We start from the raw sequence: 17,850 nt of genomic DNA, 5'->3' as shown, positions 1-17,850 counted from the left end.
TCACTGCCTTTCCTGAAATTTATGTCAAGTCAAAAGAACCTTTTATGAGCTGTTCCTGCTCAGTATGTGAGCATCTTCCGAAGTCTCAGAAGGCTCAGCCTTCTTCTTGTATACGGTGCAAGTCTGAGACTCTCCTCGATCGCTTTTCCCGGCAGTCCGATATCCCGGACTCTGCTCACGCAGCCAACGATACTCATCATCTCCTGCATATCTGTAACTGCAGGAAGAAGATCTATGATCTTAAGGATTTCCGGAAGTGCACCGGAAAGTGTTTCTGTGCTTACATCGTCCAGAAGTTCCGGGGTGTTTTCTTTTTCAAGTGCTCCAAGAATCCCTTTTCTGCCGAAGGTCTCCTGCAGGAGTTCTGTGTCTCCGTCTGTAAAGGCATGCACTCTGCAGGCTCCTCTTCGGATAGCATCTGCAAGCTTTTTATATTCCAGAAGGACCAGCATGGTTGCTGCAGAAACCTTCTCCCCGTGAAGAGCATCCAGGTGACCATTGACCACTTCCATATCCCAGAGGTGGACCATATGGTGCTCCGCCCCGGATGCCGGTCTGGAGTTTCCTGTCATCTGCATGGCCAGTCCGGAAAGGATCAGCGCATACATCAGCTTTTCACATGCATCTTTCTCTCCTGCTGCAATTTCTTTCAGATTATCCTTAACAGTCCGGATCGCTTTTGTTTCCAGGTCTGCCACCGCTGTACAATAGTATTCATCCATAAGAATACTTGCTATCTTCCAGTCTGCCAGCGCAATGTATTTTCCCAGAATATCCGACACCCCGGCTGCTGTAAGCCTTGCAGGCGCCTTAGCAAAAATATCCGTATCCGCAAAAACAAAAAGTGGCGCAGATGCCTGAAATACTTTTTTTACACCATTCCAGGTCATGTCTGCTACTGTGGAAGTAAATCCGTCTGAACTGGCTGCGGTGGGCACAGAGACAAAAGGGATCCGGTACTGATGGGCGACAAAACGGCTGAGATCATGGATCGTCCCCGCTCCAACTGCAAGAACAAGATCGATGTCCTCTTCCATATAATTCTCCACGATCTCCACGGCACGCTCATCTGCCTCAAGACCTTCAGCATCCAGGATCAGTACCTGACACCGGTCGTAGATATCCTCCATCAGTTCCTCTGTAGCTTTGTAACTGTTCGTGTCACAGATCAGAAGCGGGGAAATACATTCTTTCAGATCACCGTCTGACATTTCCTTTTCCAGTTTCCCGATAGCTCCTGATTCAATTACAATTTCTCTAACGTCTATGTGGTGCTCCCTCCCGCAGCTGCAAGGTCGGGCAAAATCGTCCGCATCGACTCGCATGTACTTATGTCCTCCTGACTTCTTTTAATGATTCACAGCGTATTTCTCTGTCCGCTGAATGATACAATATTACAGTTTGGTATTATACAGGATTTTTTTTTATTACGCAATGATAGAGTTCAACTTGTTTCATCATATAGCAAAAATCCTTTATTTTCAAGGATTTCCGGTGTTTCTACGCCAAACAATGTTTCGCCTGGTTGCGTCTATTTTCTTTTGTTTGTCACAAAAATTGTCATAATAAAAAGCCACTCACAATAAAGGGAAGTGGCTCTGATTATTACATTACATTTTCAAGCTTTTTCAATTCATTCTGTACTCTTGCTCTTCTGCATCCTTCCCCTCCGCTTATTTCCATTCAGCGTCTGCTTCACTTAAAGTCTTTAATTGCCCAAAAAACTCTTTTGCAGCATCCAGACCTACAACCCCACTGTCTGTCAAACAGATATTCGCAATCCGCTTCGCTACTTGCTCATAACCGAATAACATCATAAAAAAAGCACCGTCTCACAGACAGTGCACCTCATTTCATGCAACTGGCTGCCATTTTACAGGCCCTATAGCTTTGCGTCCCAGACTTTCATCTGGTTTGCCGATCATCCTTATTAAGCTTTTATACGTATCCCAAAAAACTGGTTTTATTATACTACAGCGCTCTACTTTACACAAGAAAAAGCATTACCGTTTTAACGCTTGAAAACACAAAAAAAGAGATTGCTCCAAAACAGAGAAAAATACTTTATCCCCACGAAAAAAAAATCCCCGCTGTCTGACTGAAATCAGACAACAGGGATTTTTTATCAGATCATCCGATCGCTGCGATCACTTCTACCTCGCAGAGAACGTTCTTTGGCAGTGTCTTGACTGCAACACAGGAACGTGCAGGTTTATTTACGAAATATTTGGCATATACTTCATTAAATGCCGCAAAATCGTTCATATCTGCAAGGAAGCATACTGTCTTGATCGCATTCTCATAGCTGGAACCGGCAGCTTCCAGAACTGCTCCGAGATTCTTCATAACACGGTCAGCCTGCTCCTCGATGGTTGTGCCAACTACCTCTCCAGTTGCCGGATCCACCGGGATCTGACCGGATGTGTAAAGTGTATCTCCATGGATGATAGCCTGGGAGTATGGTCCGATTGCTGCAGGTGCTTTGTCTGTATGTACTGTCTTCATAATAGAATTCCCCTTTCATGAACATTTCGGATACTTCTCTGGCGGAAATATCCATCAGGATCTTGCTCAGCTGTTTTTTATTCTAACTCACAGATCACCCCTGGTCAAGGTCCATATTCAGATAATTATAAACAATACCGGAAATATCCCGGATATGCGAAACTGCATCCCCAGGTTTACAGTCTTCTGACATCACACAGAGGATATATGTAGTCTTTTCTCCATATACAATGGCGATATCATGCTGGTCCGTATCCGTTTCTCCAGTCTTATTTGCAATTTCCACGGACACAGATATCCCGCTGGGGATCTTAGTAGTAACCTGCTGGTTCAGAAGCAGGTTCAGCATAGCCTCCGAAGCTTCTTTCGATACACATTCTCCTTTATAGATCCGGGAAAGAAGCTCTGCGCAGTCTTTTACGGAAGTGGTGTTCCTGCCACCAAGGCCGACGTCCTTTGAAGAGGACGGGCTTAAGATGTGCTGTACGGAAGTATCTGCAAATTTCTGTTCCGCAAGAAATCCATTTACAGCCTGTGCTCCGTCCTTAAAAACACCCGATGCTGTCTGCAGACGTACCAGCTCATTAAAGGATTCATTGTCACTGACTGTGATCATATTCCAGAGAAGGTCATTGACCTTTGTGGATACGGACGGATCTGTAACATCTTTTTTCATTTTTGCCGCTTCGTTCTGAAGGACTGCATCCATGTTGGCATAGGTCTGGGCCATGACAAACACTTTGATCAGACTGGCTGAGTACAGTGATTGACTGTTCTGTTCAAACTCCTGATCACTGGTCAGATCCTTTACATAAACGCTCCATGTACCCTCATAGGTTCCAAGAAGATCCGCAAGCCGTTTCTCAAGGCCATCCATTCCCAGATCTTTCGTCTCGACTTTTCCGGATTTATCCACGGAAAATCCCTCCGGAGTCTCTCCCTCTTCCTGGAGCAGAACGCCGTTTTCTCCGCCAAAATAATAATATCCGTCAAACATCTGTCCTGCAGCATTCATTTCCAGATAATGGATACCTGGATCTGTGACCATTTTTCCATATTCATCAAAATAATACAGCCCGTTGTACGTTGTTTTGTCCACCACCAGATCATCCATATAACGTACCTGTGGAGAGGCGCTGAGTTTTCCCAGATTGTTTACCATATAACAGCCGTCAAAAGAAACTTCCTCACCGCTGCCGTCTTTTGCCAGAGCCTTCAGATCGGTGATCTGGACCATATGCGAGTTTCCCGCTGTAAATTTACCGCTTTCGTCGTGATAATAATATCCATCAAAAACCGTTCCGTCGATCTCAAAATGATCAAAATAATACACTGCCGGAGTATTTTCTTTGGTTCCATCTTCATTCAGGCAGTAAAAGCCATTGCTTTTCAGAATATATTTCCCGCTTTCACCGGGAATTGGAAGTATCTGGGACTCCTCCGTAACAGAACCAAGGCTTCCCTGTGCCGTCTGCTGCACTGTTGTCGCAAAAACCGGCTGTGCGAGCATCACTGTGCTCAGACAAAATGCCAATGCTTTATATATTTTTTTTCGTCTCATATACTTCTTTCACTTTTCTTATGATCCTATTTTACAGTTTCTTGTCCTGATCCGACATCCACACATTCCTCCAGTGATTTTCCAGATAAAGACTCTATAAGTATATCGGATTTCTCCGTTCTGTCAAGTAAACCTCTTCCAGAACGTCTCCACTGCACCTTCTACCGTATCCAGCCTGCAGCCTGTACGGTCCTGCCATTCCCTGGGAAAGATTTCCTGGTAATCCCGATCCCAGAAGCGGTCATCCAGAAGCAATATCACGCCTTTATCCTCTTTTGTGCGGATCACGCGCCCGGCGGCCTGAAGCACCTTGTTCATACCCGGATAGCGATATGCATAATCAAAACCACAGTGATTCTTTTTATCGTAATACTCTTTCAGGATCTCACGCTGACTGCCGATCTGGGGAAGTCCGGTTCCTACGATCACTGCCCCGATCAGACTTTCCCCTGTCAGATCAACACCCTCAGAAAAAATCCCTCCAAGGACACAGAACCCTACCAGGGTACCTTCCCGTTCCTGAAATTCCTCCAAAAATCCTTCCCGTTCCTGTTCTGTCATATCCGGCGTCTGACACACGCAGCGCACCCAGTCTACGGAAAATTCTTCCTCATAAACCTGCAGTACGTCTTCCATAAGACGATACGACGGAAAAAACACCATATAATTTCCCTGCCTCTGCCAGACACATCTGGCAATATATCCGGCGATCTTCCGGTATTCTGCACGATTTCTCCGGGTATACCGGCTGCTTACGTCGCTGCCGATAAGAATCCTGCGGTTTTCTTTTGGGAAAGGAGACTGCACATAAATCCCATAGGCATCACGTTCTGTTGTCAAAAGCTCCCGGTAATAGAGCATGGGAAACATTGTAGCTGAAAAGAAAATAGCACTTTTCCCTTTTTTCAGGTATTCTCCCAGATTTTCTGCCGGGTTCACACAGAACAACCTCAGACGAAATCCTTCTTCTGCGCTGTTTTCGGTATATACTACATAATTTTCATCTACCAGCTCTGAAACATTTAAAAAATCACGCACTATAAAATAAAATTCCAGTATTTCCCTGCGTAGTTCTTCTTCCAGTTCTTTTTCCTCCAGTATTTCTTCCAGTTCACCTGATATCGTGAGAAATGTGATCGGCAGTACTCCGGGATTGGGAAGCACCTGATACCCTTTTCCTGTTTCCGCAAGATTCTCTTCCAGTTCCATCATCTGGCGATTTGCTTTATCCAGTGTTCTGGCCAGTTTTGAAAATCTCTTTCTTATCTTCTTTCGAAGTGCTACCAGACTCTGACGGGAAATACCGGCACTGTACATCTCTCTGCCACGTTCTACCAGATTATGTGCCTCATCGATCAGAAAAATATAATCCCCGGAAATATTTTCCCCGAAAAAACGTTTCAGATGAACATTGGGATCAAACACGTAATTATAATCACAGATGATCCCGTCTACCCAGATTGAAAGATCCAGACACATTTCAAAAGGGCACACCTGCCATTTTTCTGCATGAGCACGGATCACTTCTCTGGAATATACCTCTTCAGTGGTCCAGAGCTCATAAACCGCATCATTTACCCGGTCAAAATGCCCCTTTGCATAAGGACATTTCTCCGGTGTACATTCCGGAATATCCTGAAAACACAGCTTTTCCTTTGCCGTGATCGCCGTTACCTTGAATTTCAGACCTTTTTCCCGCAGGATGTGAAATGCCTCCTGCGCCACAGTTCCTGTGATGGTTTTTGCGGTAAGATAAAAAAGTGTTTCACCTTTTCCCTCACCGATGGCGCGCACGGACGGAAAAATGGCAGACATGGTTTTTCCCACACCGGTAGGCGCTTGAACAAATAAGGTCTTCCCGCTGGAAACCGTATGGTACACACCACTAACGATATCCCGCTGCCCTTCTCTGTATGGAAACGGAAACTGCAGATCCTTCATGGATGCATTTCTCTCTTTTTTCCAGTTAAGAGAATATGCGATCCATTTGTGATAGGCATCCAGAAGCTTCTGATACCAGCCTTTAAGCTCCTCTATGGAAAAATCCTCACGAAATCTCCTGGTTTCCTCCGTCTCAAGATGAGCGTAGGTCATCTGAATGTGGATTTCAGAAATCCTTTCTTTTTCTCCCCAGATCAGTCCGTAACACATGGCCTGGGCACGGTGGACAGGTATTGGCATGTCCATTGCCTGGACATTTCCGTAAGTCCCCTTGATCTCATCAATATAAACGGCTCCGTCCTCTGTAAAGATCCCATCTGCACGGCCCTCGACCTTAATGACCACATCGTCGTATTCACTTTCTTTTTTCAGAGAAACCTCTGCCTGATAATCGCCCTTCATACTCCGCTGTATCTTGCGGTGAAGCCTTCCGCCTTTTAACATGGCTTCCTTATCTCCGGATGTCCCACTGCTGTTATCCAGATCTCCGCTCCTCAGTATAAATTCCACAAGATTTCTGACAGAAATCCGCACTCTTGGTTTTTCCATATTTTCACTCCCGGCAGCTACCGGAATTCCAGTCCGGCAGCTATTCTTTTTCCATGCTATACCAGGATTATACCATAAAATATGATCCGAAAGCTTCCCATAATAAAAAGGACGCATGTTCTGCTTTTCTTCTCATGAACTGCGCCCTTTTATCACCGTTTTTCTTTATTCATATTTCTCAACCTGCTGCATACTTGGAAAGAACACGATTAAAATCCTCATCTTCTCCGTAACACTTTACTGTCAGAGTCTTTGTCAGATCCAGACTCAAAAGTCCGAGGATCGACTTTGCATCAATGATAATACGGTTATAAAATACATCAATATCAAAATTACATCTGCTGGCTGCACTGACAAACTCCTGTGCACTTTTTTCATCCAGTTTGATCTGTTTCTCCATAGCTGACCGCCTGCCTTTCTGATTTTTTCATATTTCAGTTTTACACAAAAGTTAAGTTTTTGTCAATACTGTTTATTTCATATCAAACTTTTTTCGACACAATGTACAATATCTTTGTCTTTCCTTTGGAAATCCTGTTGAATTTGATTGTATTATTTTTAGATAAATCTTGGATTTTTTCCAAAAAAATCCGCCGCAGGACGGTATGTTACACGTACTGCGGCGGTTTTAAATAAATCGGATATTCGGAATCCGTTTCCGGATTTATATAAATCGGATATTCGGAATCCGCTTCGCTACTTCCTCATAAACAAAATCCGTTTCCGGATTTTGTTTATATCCGTGTCAGAACAAAAATATCGTAGATTGCTCTGACTGCTTTTTCGAAATCACGATTCTCTACACCGATGATGATATTCAGTTCACTGGAACCCTGGTCGATCATTTTTACGTTTACATTTGCATGGGCAAGAGCAGAGAAGATCCTTCCTGCAGTGCCTCTCTGGGATTTCATTCCACGACCAACAACTGCGATCAGTGCAAGGTCAGATTCCATCTCCACAAAATCAGGCTGCACCAGACGGTGGATACCTGCGATAACCTGCTGCTCTTTCTCCTCAAATTCGTCCTGATGAACATATACAGTCATGGTATCGATTCCGGATGGTACATGCTCAAAGCTGATCCCCTGATCTTCAAATACCTGAAGTACCTTGCGTCCGAACCCAATCTCACTGTTCATCATGGATTTCTCGATATTAATAGAGCAGAAACCTTTCTTTCCGGCGATACCGGTAATAGTGAATTTCGGCTTCTTACAGGTGCTCTCTACGATCAGAGTACCTTTATCCTCCGGGCTGTTTGTGTTACGGATATTGATCGGAATTCCCTCTTTACGAACCGGGAAAATGGCATCCTCATGAAGAACAGTAGCTCCCATGTAGGAAAGCTCACGAAGCTCTCTGTATGTGATCGCCTCGATAGGCTCCGGATTGTGAACGATACGCGGATCTGTTACAAGAAAACCGGAAACGTCCGTCCAGTTCTCATAAATATCTGCATGGATAGCCTTTGCAACCAGGGAACCTGTCACATCAGAACCACCTCTGGAAAATGTCTTTACTGTGCCATCTGCACATGCGCCGTAAAATCCCGGAATAACCGCATGCTGGGATTTGCTGAGTTTTTTGGAAAGGAGTTTATTGGTCTCCTCCGCTTCCAGATTACCAGCTTTATCAAAACGGATCACAGAAGCTGCATCCACAAAATCATATCCAAGATATGCAGCCATGATCTTACCATTGAGGAACTCTCCTCTGGATGCCGCATACTGGATTCCTGCCTGTGCACGGAAATCCTCATCGATCTTCTTGAACTCCTCCTCAAGAGAAAGGCTCAGTCCGAGTCCCTTAATGATCTCATAATATCGCGCCTTAATCGCATTGATCTTCTCAGTGATATCCTCCCCTTTGGATGCTGCGTCATAACATCCATAAAGCATATCCGTCACTTTGATATCCTCGTCAAATCTCTTTCCCGGAGCTGACGGAACTACATAACGGCGGCTCTCATCACTGCGGATGATATCGCCCACTTTCTGGAACTGCTCCGCATTTGCAAGAGAACTTCCACCGAATTTTACAACTTTTTTCATGATAACACCTCTCACCTGTAATTTCGACTTCCAGCGCCGCCTTTTCACCATTCACTGCAACGCTTTACCACAGAAACCTACGGCTATTTTATTGAATAATTTGTAATTTTGCAAGCCTTTCCGTAACATTTCTGCAAAAAAAGTCAAATTATACAAGAGAAAAGTATCTCCTGACCTGTTTCTTATGCACAGTACTGCTTCAGAATATTCTCGAGAGCTGCAGCGCTGCTTGTGTGACAGCGGCATACCGGAATGGATTTTTTCTTTGCTTCTTCTACTGCGCAGTTTACCATTTTGTGGGAAACGGTACTGGTGAACAGGATCATCAGATCCGGCACCCCGATCTTTTTCTTCATGGCTCCTTTTTCCTTGGCAAAAACTTTCGCCTTGCATCCGAAGCCTTTGCAGATATCCTCATACTGACATACCATTCTTTCATTACCGCCTACAATTACAACGCTCATAATTCACTCTCCTTTGATCTCTGAACTTTTATATGACTGTTTCAAGGTTATTTTAAACTAACTTTACTTTTAAAATATTGAGTTAGCACTTGCTAACTCATTTATTATAATACCATCTCACAAAAAGTTTGTCAAAGGTAATTTTAAATTCTGTCTGATTTTTTATATCCTGTGATCTCACATACTGTAAGTATGCCGTTTTTTACCTGAAAATGAACATCCATTCCTGCAAAAGGCATTCCGTATATCCTCTCCGGATCTTTCTGGTAGGCAGGCCTCGGATCCTCTCTGAGCACGCCTTCCAACGCAGTAAGCTTATCCTCCGGAATCCTTGCCTTCCATTCTTCCGGGATCTCTACCTGCAGAAAATGCTGCTCCACCTTCGTCGCAAAGCCGCCCAGCGCTTCCGGATGGCAGTCTGCCACAGGCAGATATGGCTTGATATCATAGATGGGGGTTCCGTCCATCAGGTCCGCACCGGATACGATCAGTACAGGAGCTTCTTTGCTTTCCAGATCGATTTTTTCAAGCTTCACACAGGATAAGCCTACAGGATTGGGACGGAAGGGCGATCTGGTGGCAAATACGCCCATCCTTTCATTTCCGCCCAGGCGTGGCGGACGTACTGTAGGGGACCAGTTCTCACGGATCGACTGTGAAAACTCCCACAGCAGCCAGATATGCGAAAAATCTTCCAGTCCTTTTACCGCTTCCCGTACCCGGTATTCCGGTTCAAAAACAATACAGGCTGTCAGTTCTTCCACTCGACCGCTCTGACGCGGGATTCCGAATTTTGTCGGAAAATCACTTCTGATCCTTGCGATTATCTTCATATCCCTATTCTCCCTTTCACTTGCCAGATATACACCTCGTGCGCCTGTTACATAATTCTGCTTTCAATGACTGTCATGTCATTTCCGTCAGATCCTCTTGTAGGCAGCACAGTTTTTTTGCCGCTTGGCCTGATAGAGAAGCCTGTCCGCTTCCATCACTCCATCTCTGACCTTACAGCTTCCATATACACCTCCCACGCTCATGGAAAGCCGGATTTCTTTGTATTCCGGCACATCTGCCATTGCGATCTCTTCCCGGATATCTTCCAGCTTCTGCTGAAATACCTTTTCCGGGATTTCTTCAAACATCAGAAGAAATTCGTCTCCTCCATAACGCAGTACCACGTCATCTGCCCGCACATGCTCAAAGATCGTTCTGACAATGGTACAAAGCGCCGCATCTCCAGCTACATGGCCATAGCTGTCATTGATCTGTTTAAAATTGTCCACGTCGATCATAGCTATAGCCCCCATCTTATCCAGGGATTTCAGCTGTTCCTCAAAATATCTCCGGTTTCTGGCACCAGTCAACGGATCTTCATATAATTCCCGGTTGAATCTGCTGATCTTATCGATCAGAGATCCGCTTCCATAAGCTCCCAGAAAGATCTTATCCGTCATTTTAAAGACCATTTCCATGACAAGAGGTGTCCCGTCTATAACCACATATTTGGCGATTACCTGATAAATGTCATCATTGACGAACTCAAATTTCGTCATTTTGTTTTTACGGGCAAAAACTTTGGCAGAAATACAGTTCTCACATCTTCTGCCTTTATTCCACACTGCAAAGCATTTATGTTCTACTTCATAAGAGCAATCGTCTGAGCCAATATTTACCGGAGCTGTACGGCTGACATCCACCAGTCTTACAATGTCGAAAACCGTCTTCAGCATTTCTATTTCCATATTTACTTCCCGGGCAGTCATAAATACACCCTTATCTTTATCCATAGTATTATCCTGCGTTTCTGAAATGTTATATACATTCATGATAACACATTGCGCATCAATTCACAATTGTATTTCATCGTCGTTTATGCTATTGTATAGTGTATAAGAAGTAATATTTTTATCAGGAGGTTTCATATGGCACAGAGACGTACAAAGATAGAAGTACTCAATGAGAAAATTTCCAAAGTAGATTCCAAGATTGCTGCCTGCACCGAAAAGATCGCAGCGCTGGAGGATGAAAAAACTGCACTGGCAGCTCAGCTGGATGAGATCCGCAAAGCTGAAAAAAAGGCAAAGGAAGCTGCCGAACTGAAACGTCTGCTCAAGCTGATGCAAAAAAAAGACATTTCCGTAGAAGATCTGGAAGCCATGATCTCCAGGGAAGCCTGAAACAGATCCTCAGCAAACAAAAAAACCGGTTTACGAAGAATTTTTTCTTCCAAACCGGTTTTTTTTGCGATCTTTCTATGATACGATCTGTATATTTCTGCAATCTTTATATTCTTTGGAACAGCTTTCCGTCAGGATCACCGCTCCGTCAAATGAAAAGAATGTCACCGCACTGATCTGTCCGAATTTGGAGCTGTCAGACACCACGTACTTTTCCAGACACTGCTCCATGGCGGTTCGCTTTACCAGCGCCTCATTGGATTCCGGCGTGGTAAAGCCTTCTCTCTGAGTCATCCCGTTGGTCCCGAAAAAGCCCTTTGTAAAATGATAATTCTTCAGCATCTGCATGGCCTGACTTCCGATCACAGCTTCCGTAGATCCCTTCAGTTCTCCGCCGATCAGCAGCACACGGACTCCCATCTGAGCCAGAGCCCTGGCATGGGAAACACCATTGGTGACAAAAGTCGCCCTGGAGCCTTCCAGATGCTCCAGCATATATCCGGTAGTCGTTCCCGCATCCAGATACACAAAATCTTCCGGACGGATCAGAGCTGCCGCATAGACTGCGATCTTCTTTTTTTCTTCAATATTCAGCTCAACTTTCTGGGCTACGGTAGGCTCATAGGCATTGACAGTATGTTCCAGTGCCACCGCACCGCCAAAAACCCTGGTCAGCTTCCCCGCCTTGTAAAGCGCCGTGATGTCTCTGCGGACCGTAGATTCCGATGCATTCAGGATATCTTTCAGTTCTGTTACCGTAACACTATTTTTTTCTCTGAGAAGGCCGAGTATGATCTCGTATCTCTGCTCCGTCAGCATTCCTTTTCCTCCTTCAAAAAAGACATCCCGATCGACCGGACCGGGATGCCTTCTGTTCACTCATTCTGAGATTACAGGTTCTCCTGCATGAATTTGCTTACTGCCTCGTATGCTGCATCCTCATCTGCACCATCGAATGTAAAGGTAACCTCATGTCCCTTCTTTACGCCAAGTCCCATAAGTGCAAGAAGCTTTCTGCACTCTACAATCTTGCCGTCCTTCTCGATAGTGATCTTGGACTCGAAACCTTTTACAAGCTTCACAAGCTCTCCGGCCGGACGTGCATGGATTCCTTCGTTATCTGTTACTACATACTTGAATTCTTTCATTTCTTTATCCTCCAGTTTTCATTTTAATTTAAAAAAATTTAAGCAACTTTTTTCTTCAGTACCCCGAGAAGTACAGCTGAGATCAGAGTTCCCACAACCAGTGCGACCAGATACATCATTGCATTACCTACAACCGGGAATACGAAGATTCCGCCATGTGGTGCCATCAGTGTACAGTTGAAGAACATGGAGATTGCACCGGCTGCTGCGGAACCGACGATACAGGACGGAAGTACATGGACCGGGTCAGATGCCGCAAAAGGAATCGCACCTTCTGTGATAAATGCAAGTCCCATAATAAAATTGGTCGGTCCTGCCTCACGTTCTTCTTTTGTAAATTTGTCTTTAAACAGCAGGGATGCGAGTGCGATGGCACACGGAGGAGTCATACCTCCCACCATAACTGCTGCCATAATGTCATAGTTGCCTGCCGCAATAGCTGCTGTACCAAATACATATGCTGCTTTGTTGAACGGGCCGCCCATATCAATGGCCATCATACCACCAAGAACCAACCCTAAAATTACTTTACTTGAATTTCCCATGCCTGTCAAGGCATTATTTAATCCTGTATTGATACCGCCCATGATCGGCTCTACAACGAAGGTCATACAGAGTCCCATAAGAAGTACACCAACAACCGGATAGATCAGTACAGGCGCTATTTTTTCCAGTGCTTCCGGAAGCTTATCACAAACCTTACGAAGTCCAAGGATCAGATATCCTGCAAGGAAGCCTGCAAGAAGTGCTCCGAGGAAACCAGATTTTCCGTTTGCCGCGATCATACCGCCCACAAGTCCAACTGCAAGTGCCGGTCTGTCACCGATGGCCATTGCAATAAATCCGGCCAGGATCGGAAGCATGAAACCAAATGCGGTTCCACCAATGTTTTTCAGAACAGCCGCTACCGGTGTGATGGTACCAAAGTTTGCTCTCTGGTCTGCAGGAAGGGAACTCAAATCTACACTTAAACCATCGATCAGGAATGCAAGAGCGATCAGAATACCACCGCCTACAACCAGTGGAAGCATATGAGATACCCCGTTCATCAGCTGCATATAGATCTTGTGGCCTGCTCCGCCGCCTGCTTTTGCATTTGAGGAAGAGCTCTGACTGCCTACTGCTGCATGATATACCGGAACATCTCCGGAAATCGCACGTTCAACAAGCTGGTCCGCTTTGCTGATTCCATCTGAAACCTGACATTCGATGACTTTCTTTCCATCGAAACGATCCATGGGAACCTTGGCATCTGCAGCTACAATGATGCAGTCTGCCTCCCGGATCTCCTGATCCGTAAGTACATTTTTTGCTCCACCGGAGCCTCGTGTCTCTATTTTAATGAAACAGTCTTTCGCCTTTGCTGCTTTTTCCAGTCCCTCTGCTGCCATGTAGGTGTGGGCAATACCTGTGGGGCAGGAGGTAACTGCCAGCAGTTTAGCTCTGGCTCCTTCGGAACTTCCTGTATCTGCCAGTCTTTCATCAATATCTTTTTTCTCCTCATCGGCCTTGTCGATGATCTCCATAAATTCATCTACAGAACCTGCATTACGTAAGGATTCTGTAAAATTATCATCCATCAGCATTACGGAAAGCTTGCTGAGTACATCCAGATGAATGTTATCTTCTGTATTCGGTGCTGCGATCAGGAAAAGAAGGGTAACCGGCTCATCATCCAGTGCCTCAAATTCCACGCCGTTTTTTACTACCATGGCAGCAAGTCCCGGTTTCTTTACCGCATCACATTTTCCATGAGGAATAGCGATTCCCTCACCGATTCCTGTCGTACTTTCTTCCTCTCTTAAATACACCTGTTTCCGATAAGCTTCCCTGTCGCTGATCTTTTCACTTTTTACCATAAGGTCTACGGCCATGTCCAGAGCTTCAGATTTCGTCTTCGGTGCAGCATCCAGTGATATGCTTCGTTTGTCAAGCAGATCTGTGATTCTCATCTTCCCTTCTCCTTTCTTCTTTACCCCTCTGTTACCTGTTCATATACTGCCTGAACTTCTTCCCTTGTGGCAAGATTTTCAGAAAATGCACTTGCGCTTCCTGCGGAAATTCCCATATGGAATGCATATTCGTGATCCTGTTTTTCCATCCAGCCTGCCATAAAGCCTGCTACCATGGAATCTCCGGCTCCTACTCCGTTTACCAGTGTTCCTTTCGGTGCCGGTTTCTCAAATACCTGACCGTCTTCCGCTACCAGGACAGCTCCCTCTCCGGCCATTGAGATTAGCACATTTCTGGCTCCTTTTTCCTGGAGCTTCTTTCCGTAAGGGATCACATCCTGACGGGTCTTAAGCTCTACACCGAAGATTTCTCCAAGCTCATGGTTATTGGGCTTCACCAGGAACGGATGATACTTTAGGACATTCACAAGAAGATCTCTCGTTGCATCCACAACGATCATCACGCCTTTTCCATCCAGTCTCGCCATGATCTTCTCATACATATCATCCGGCATAGATGAAGGAATACTTCCTGCCAGAAAAAGCACATCTCCCTCTTTCAGTGTGTCAAGCTTCTTCATCAGCTCCTGAACCTTTTCAGCGCTGATCTCCGGTCCCATTCCGTTGATCTCAGTTCCATCAATAGATTTCAGCTTCAGGTTGATCCTTGAAACGCCTTCCGGGATCCTGATAAAATCAGATCTCACTCCCATCTCCTCAAGCTTTCTTACAATCTCATCTCCGACGAATCCTGCCATGAAACCAAGTGCTGTATTCTCGATTCCAAGATTCATCAGCACGGTGGAAACGTTGATTCCCTTTCCGCCCGGAAGCATCAGCTCAGAGCTTGTTCGGTTGGTAAGTCCGAGTTTAAAATCCTCCACGGAAACGATATAGTCCAGAGACGGATTAAAAGTAACTGTGCAGATCATTTTTTCTCCTCCCATATCTTTTATCCTGCGGTTTTTGACCGCTTTTTGTTGTTTTTCATTTGTTGAGCTCAGTATACTTCCAAATTCATTCAAAGTCAATCAAATTATTTCGCAAAATTCATGAACGTTTTTGGTTGAGTTTGCACAAAAAACGTGCATCAACCTTAGCTCTCCCTGGTTAATGCACGTTTATCCCTGACTGTATTGGTCACTTTCATTCAAATTCCATCACCTTTCCTGAATGTGATAGTTTCGCAATAACATTTATCTGATTTGTTTCTTATTCGCAGTATCTCTGACCATCTTCCGATATCTTCTCATCAGCTCCCTTGTCACTTTGTCTTCCTCAAACTGGATTCCTCCGATCTGACGCACCGGCATGATTCCCATCAGGGAATTGGTGACAAAACATTCCTCATACCATTTAAGATCCTGAACATAGATATAGGTTTCTTCCACCTCTTCCGTGTCACAGAGATATTCACGGAGGATTCCCGGGAGAAGTCCGCAGCTGACTTTTGGTGTATAGATCATGCCATTTCGCACAAAGAATACATTACTTACTGTCCCTTCCGATATCTGTTTCTTTGTATTCAGAAACAACCGTTCATCCATTCCTGCTGCTGTAGCATTACGTTTTTCCAGGATACAATCTCCGTAATTCATGGTTTTGTGATATACAAGAGGTGATGTTTCATTTCGTTTTACCTTGCTGACATCCATGATAAAGCCTTTTTCATAATTCTCCGGCGTATAATGATTGGCACGAAGAGAATACACTACATTTTCCTTTGTAAGCATAAGCTTCAGCGCACAGTGTTCCAGTCCGTCAAATTCTTTCTGCACCTCCGGGCGTTTTTTTTGTTCTTCCAGATATTCTTCGATCCTCCCGGCTGTGCTCCCACGCACTGCCGGATCACCCAGCTTCAGGAAATCTGCCGCTCGTTCCAGTCTTTTCAGATGCTTTTCCAGAAGTATGGGGGTTCCCTTTTCTATTCCTATGGTCTCAAATGCTCCCAGACCGAACTGAAAACATTCGTCTAAGGTTATGTTGTTCATTTCCTTTGACCTCCTTATGAAGTGTCCCTGTCAAATCTTCCGATCTGTCCACAGAGCCTTTCACTTTTACCGTTCTGTATGTTTCTCTACTGCAGTGCATCCAGGATCGCTTTCGCCTTCTGCAGAGTCTCCTCATACTCAAATTCCAGATCTGACTCTGCTGTGATCCCGCCGCCAACGCCAAGGTGATATTTTCCGTTTTTATGAAGAGCTGTACGGATCACGATGTTGAAATCACAGCTTCCGTCCAGTGTCAGGTAGCCGATAGAGCCTGTATAAAGATTTCTCTTTCCGTGTTCCAGCTCGTCAATGATCTCCATGGCACGGTATTTCGGCGCACCGGTAATAGAACCGCCGGGGAATGCAGCCTTCAGAAGATCCATAACATTTTTTCCGTCTTCCAGTTTTCCTTCAATATCCGATACCAGATGAAAAACCGTAGCGTATGCTTCCACTGTAAAAAGCTCGGTTACCTTCACGCTTCCCGGTGTACACACCCGGTTCAGATCATTTCGCTCCAGGTCTACGATCATAAGAAGTTCACTCTTATCTTTTCCGGAATCCTGAAGCTCCCGACGGAGCATTTCATCTTCCTCAGATGTTACGCCACGTTTTCTTGTTCCCTTTATAGGACGGGTATTTACATGACGGTCTTTCATCTTCAGAAAACGTTCCGGAGATGCACAGACGATCTGATAATCTCCGAAATCCAGATATCCGCCGAAAGGAGACGGATTATTTTTCCGAAGATCATAAAAAACATCCAGAGGTGGTTTTTCGCTTTCAATGGTCAGCTGCTGCGTCATATTGGCAATATAGATATCGCCCTCTATAATATAGCGGATCATCCGGTCTACTGCCTGTTTGTATTCTTCTTTCTCAAAGTTGGGATGAACCTGGATCCTGAATTTCTCACGGTGAGAATTTTCCGTGACCATCCTGTTTCCGGATTCCTTTTTTTCCCCTGTTTCCGATCCTTCCTGTTTCCCCGCCTCTGTAAATTCCCGGATTGCTTTTTCCATCGCTCCAATTTCTGCTGCAGCGTCTGCACTGATTCCGTTTGACACAAGATAGGTTCTTTTTTCCTGACAGTCTTCTATGATAAAACAGTCATAAAACGTCAGAACTGCCTCCGGAACAGTCACAAGATCCTTTTCTCCGGATGGTACTCCCATCTGTTTTCTTCCGTAATCATAGGAAAAATATCCTACTGCACCGGATACGATGGGAAGTCCGCTGTTATTTTTGTCTTCATGGGTATTTAAATATTCCCGCATATAGTCTTCAAAGGTTGTTTCTGTTTCCGGCCTTCCGTTGATAGTAAAGTTCTCTCCGTCCTTTACCAGCTTCAGATACGGACATCTTCCGATCACGGAATAATGTCCCAGCTCATTGACAAGGGAGGAATCCAGAAACGCTGCTCCGGGTTCTCCCTCGTAGATCCGAAAAATGTCCACTGCCGGGATATATGGGGTCAGTTCTTTTATTCTTCGCTGATTTTTGTACAT

Annotated in this window: 16 protein-coding genes and 1 riboswitch; of the genes, 1 reads left to right on the top strand and 15 read right to left on the bottom strand. The window is 44.9% G+C overall.

What is annotated here, in order from left to right; genetic code table 11:
- Nucleotides 1-59: 59 nt before the first annotated feature.
- From DWW77_RS06175 to DWW77_RS06135, 9 genes are all read right to left on the bottom strand, one after another.
- Nucleotides 60-1,325 (bottom strand): sn-glycerol-1-phosphate dehydrogenase, encoded by a 1,266-nt coding sequence (locus DWW77_RS06175; RefSeq protein ID WP_114001462.1) that lies wholly within the window; start codon nt 1,323-1,325, stop codon nt 60-62.
- A gap of 528 nt (nt 1,326-1,853) precedes the next feature.
- Nucleotides 1,854-1,929, bottom strand: a riboswitch (cyclic di-GMP riboswitch).
- Nucleotides 1,930-2,130: 201 nt separating this feature from the next.
- The gene (locus DWW77_RS06170; protein ID WP_015525839.1) at nt 2,131-2,505 is read right to left on the bottom strand and encodes a RidA family protein; all 375 of its coding nucleotides are present in this window, start codon (nt 2,503-2,505) and stop codon (nt 2,131-2,133) included.
- Nucleotides 2,506-2,599: 94 nt separating this feature from the next.
- The gene (locus DWW77_RS06165) at nt 2,600-4,066 is read right to left on the bottom strand and encodes a serine hydrolase (protein WP_286187992.1); all 1,467 of its coding nucleotides are present in this window, start codon (nt 4,064-4,066) and stop codon (nt 2,600-2,602) included.
- Between the two features lie 123 nt (nt 4,067-4,189).
- Nucleotides 4,190-6,556: an ATP-dependent DNA helicase gene (locus DWW77_RS06160; protein ID WP_118608311.1), complete on the bottom strand. Its 2,367-nt coding sequence runs from the start codon at nt 6,554-6,556 to the stop codon at nt 4,190-4,192.
- Nucleotides 6,557-6,734: 178 nt separating this feature from the next.
- Nucleotides 6,735-6,956: an HPr family phosphocarrier protein gene (locus DWW77_RS06155; RefSeq protein ID WP_015525837.1), complete on the bottom strand. Its 222-nt coding sequence runs from the start codon at nt 6,954-6,956 to the stop codon at nt 6,735-6,737.
- A gap of 334 nt (nt 6,957-7,290) precedes the next feature.
- Entirely contained in the window at nt 7,291-8,610 is a 1,320-nt protein-coding gene (locus DWW77_RS06150; protein ID WP_015525836.1) for an aspartate kinase, read from the bottom strand.
- 182 nt (nt 8,611-8,792) lie between these two features.
- On the bottom strand, nt 8,793-9,074 hold the full coding sequence (locus tag DWW77_RS06145; protein ID WP_015525835.1) for a DUF2325 domain-containing protein: 282 nt from the start codon (nt 9,072-9,074) through the stop codon (nt 8,793-8,795).
- A gap of 143 nt (nt 9,075-9,217) precedes the next feature.
- Nucleotides 9,218-9,907, bottom strand: coding sequence for a tRNA (N6-threonylcarbamoyladenosine(37)-N6)-methyltransferase TrmO (gene tsaA, locus DWW77_RS06140; RefSeq protein ID WP_021650988.1), 690 nt, complete (start codon nt 9,905-9,907; stop codon nt 9,218-9,220).
- Nucleotides 9,908-9,994: 87 nt separating this feature from the next.
- Nucleotides 9,995-10,861, bottom strand: coding sequence for a GGDEF domain-containing protein (locus tag DWW77_RS06135; RefSeq protein ID WP_182431197.1), 867 nt, complete (start codon nt 10,859-10,861; stop codon nt 9,995-9,997).
- A 135-nt stretch (nt 10,862-10,996) separates the two neighbouring features.
- Here DWW77_RS06135 and DWW77_RS06130 point away from each other — a divergent pair, with 135 nt between their 5' ends.
- Nucleotides 10,997-11,251 (top strand): hypothetical protein, encoded by a 255-nt coding sequence (locus DWW77_RS06130; protein WP_022426090.1) that lies wholly within the window; start codon nt 10,997-10,999, stop codon nt 11,249-11,251.
- Nucleotides 11,252-11,326: 75 nt separating this feature from the next.
- Here the strand turns inward: DWW77_RS06130 and DWW77_RS06125 are convergent, their stop codons facing one another.
- The 6 genes from DWW77_RS06125 to pabB form a co-directional block, all read right to left on the bottom strand.
- Nucleotides 11,327-12,070 (bottom strand): DeoR/GlpR family DNA-binding transcription regulator, encoded by a 744-nt coding sequence (locus DWW77_RS06125; RefSeq protein WP_118608280.1) that lies wholly within the window; start codon nt 12,068-12,070, stop codon nt 11,327-11,329.
- Nucleotides 12,071-12,141: 71 nt separating this feature from the next.
- Complete coding sequence (locus tag DWW77_RS06120) at nt 12,142-12,399, bottom strand: HPr family phosphocarrier protein (protein WP_118608279.1); 258 nt, start codon at nt 12,397-12,399, stop codon at nt 12,142-12,144.
- Nucleotides 12,400-12,437: 38 nt separating this feature from the next.
- Entirely contained in the window at nt 12,438-14,351 is a 1,914-nt protein-coding gene (locus DWW77_RS06115) for a PTS fructose transporter subunit IIABC (protein ID WP_118608278.1), read from the bottom strand.
- Between the two features lie 20 nt (nt 14,352-14,371).
- Nucleotides 14,372-15,283, bottom strand: a complete 912-nt coding sequence (gene pfkB / locus DWW77_RS06110; protein ID WP_118608277.1) for a 1-phosphofructokinase — start codon at nt 15,281-15,283, stop codon at nt 14,372-14,374.
- Between the two features lie 264 nt (nt 15,284-15,547).
- Nucleotides 15,548-16,342 carry an aminotransferase class IV gene (locus DWW77_RS06105; protein ID WP_118608276.1) on the bottom strand — a complete coding sequence of 265 codons (795 nt, stop codon included), beginning with the start codon at nt 16,340-16,342 and terminating at the stop codon, nt 15,548-15,550.
- Nucleotides 16,343-16,428: 86 nt separating this feature from the next.
- On the bottom strand, nt 16,429-17,850 hold the full coding sequence (gene pabB, locus DWW77_RS06100) for an aminodeoxychorismate synthase component I (protein WP_118608275.1): 1,422 nt from the start codon (nt 17,848-17,850) through the stop codon (nt 16,429-16,431).

This window comes from Ruminococcus sp. AF17-12 (assembly GCF_003479245.1).
Taxonomy (GTDB): Bacteria; Bacillota; Clostridia; order Lachnospirales; family Lachnospiraceae; genus Blautia_A; species Blautia_A fusiformis.
Note: the sequence above shows the minus strand (reverse complement) of the source record. Positions and strands in the feature narration are given on the sequence as shown.

Excerpts from the sequence above, each read along its gene's own strand:
- DWW77_RS06175 (WP_114001462.1), bottom strand. The coding sequence starts at position 1,325 with ATGCGAGTCGATGCGGACGATTTTGCCCGACCTTGCAGCTGCGGGAGG.
- DWW77_RS06170 (WP_015525839.1), bottom strand. The coding sequence starts at position 2,505 with ATGAAGACAGTACATACAGACAAAGCACCTGCAGCAATCGGACCATAC.
- DWW77_RS06165 (WP_286187992.1), bottom strand. The coding sequence starts at position 4,066 with ATGAGACGAAAAAAAATATATAAAGCATTGGCATTTTGTCTGAGCACA.
- DWW77_RS06160 (WP_118608311.1), bottom strand. The coding sequence starts at position 6,556 with ATGGAAAAACCAAGAGTGCGGATTTCTGTCAGAAATCTTGTGGAATTT.
- DWW77_RS06155 (WP_015525837.1), bottom strand. The coding sequence starts at position 6,956 with ATGGAGAAACAGATCAAACTGGATGAAAAAAGTGCACAGGAGTTTGTC.
- DWW77_RS06150 (WP_015525836.1), bottom strand. The coding sequence starts at position 8,610 with ATGAAAAAAGTTGTAAAATTCGGTGGAAGTTCTCTTGCAAATGCGGAG.
- DWW77_RS06145 (WP_015525835.1), bottom strand. The coding sequence starts at position 9,074 with ATGAGCGTTGTAATTGTAGGCGGTAATGAAAGAATGGTATGTCAGTAT.
- tsaA (WP_021650988.1), bottom strand. The coding sequence starts at position 9,907 with ATGAAGATAATCGCAAGGATCAGAAGTGATTTTCCGACAAAATTCGGA.
- DWW77_RS06135 (WP_182431197.1), bottom strand. The coding sequence starts at position 10,861 with ATGGATAAAGATAAGGGTGTATTTATGACTGCCCGGGAAGTAAATATG.
- DWW77_RS06130 (WP_022426090.1), top strand. The coding sequence starts at position 10,997 with ATGGCACAGAGACGTACAAAGATAGAAGTACTCAATGAGAAAATTTCC.
- DWW77_RS06125 (WP_118608280.1), bottom strand. The coding sequence starts at position 12,070 with ATGCTGACGGAGCAGAGATACGAGATCATACTCGGCCTTCTCAGAGAA.
- DWW77_RS06120 (WP_118608279.1), bottom strand. The coding sequence starts at position 12,399 with ATGAAAGAATTCAAGTATGTAGTAACAGATAACGAAGGAATCCATGCA.
- DWW77_RS06115 (WP_118608278.1), bottom strand. The coding sequence starts at position 14,351 with ATGAGAATCACAGATCTGCTTGACAAACGAAGCATATCACTGGATGCT.
- pfkB (WP_118608277.1), bottom strand. The coding sequence starts at position 15,283 with ATGATCTGCACAGTTACTTTTAATCCGTCTCTGGACTATATCGTTTCC.
- DWW77_RS06105 (WP_118608276.1), bottom strand. The coding sequence starts at position 16,342 with ATGAACAACATAACCTTAGACGAATGTTTTCAGTTCGGTCTGGGAGCA.
- pabB (WP_118608275.1), bottom strand. The coding sequence starts at position 17,850 with ATGTACAAAAATCAGCGAAGAATAAAAGAACTGACCCCATATATCCCG.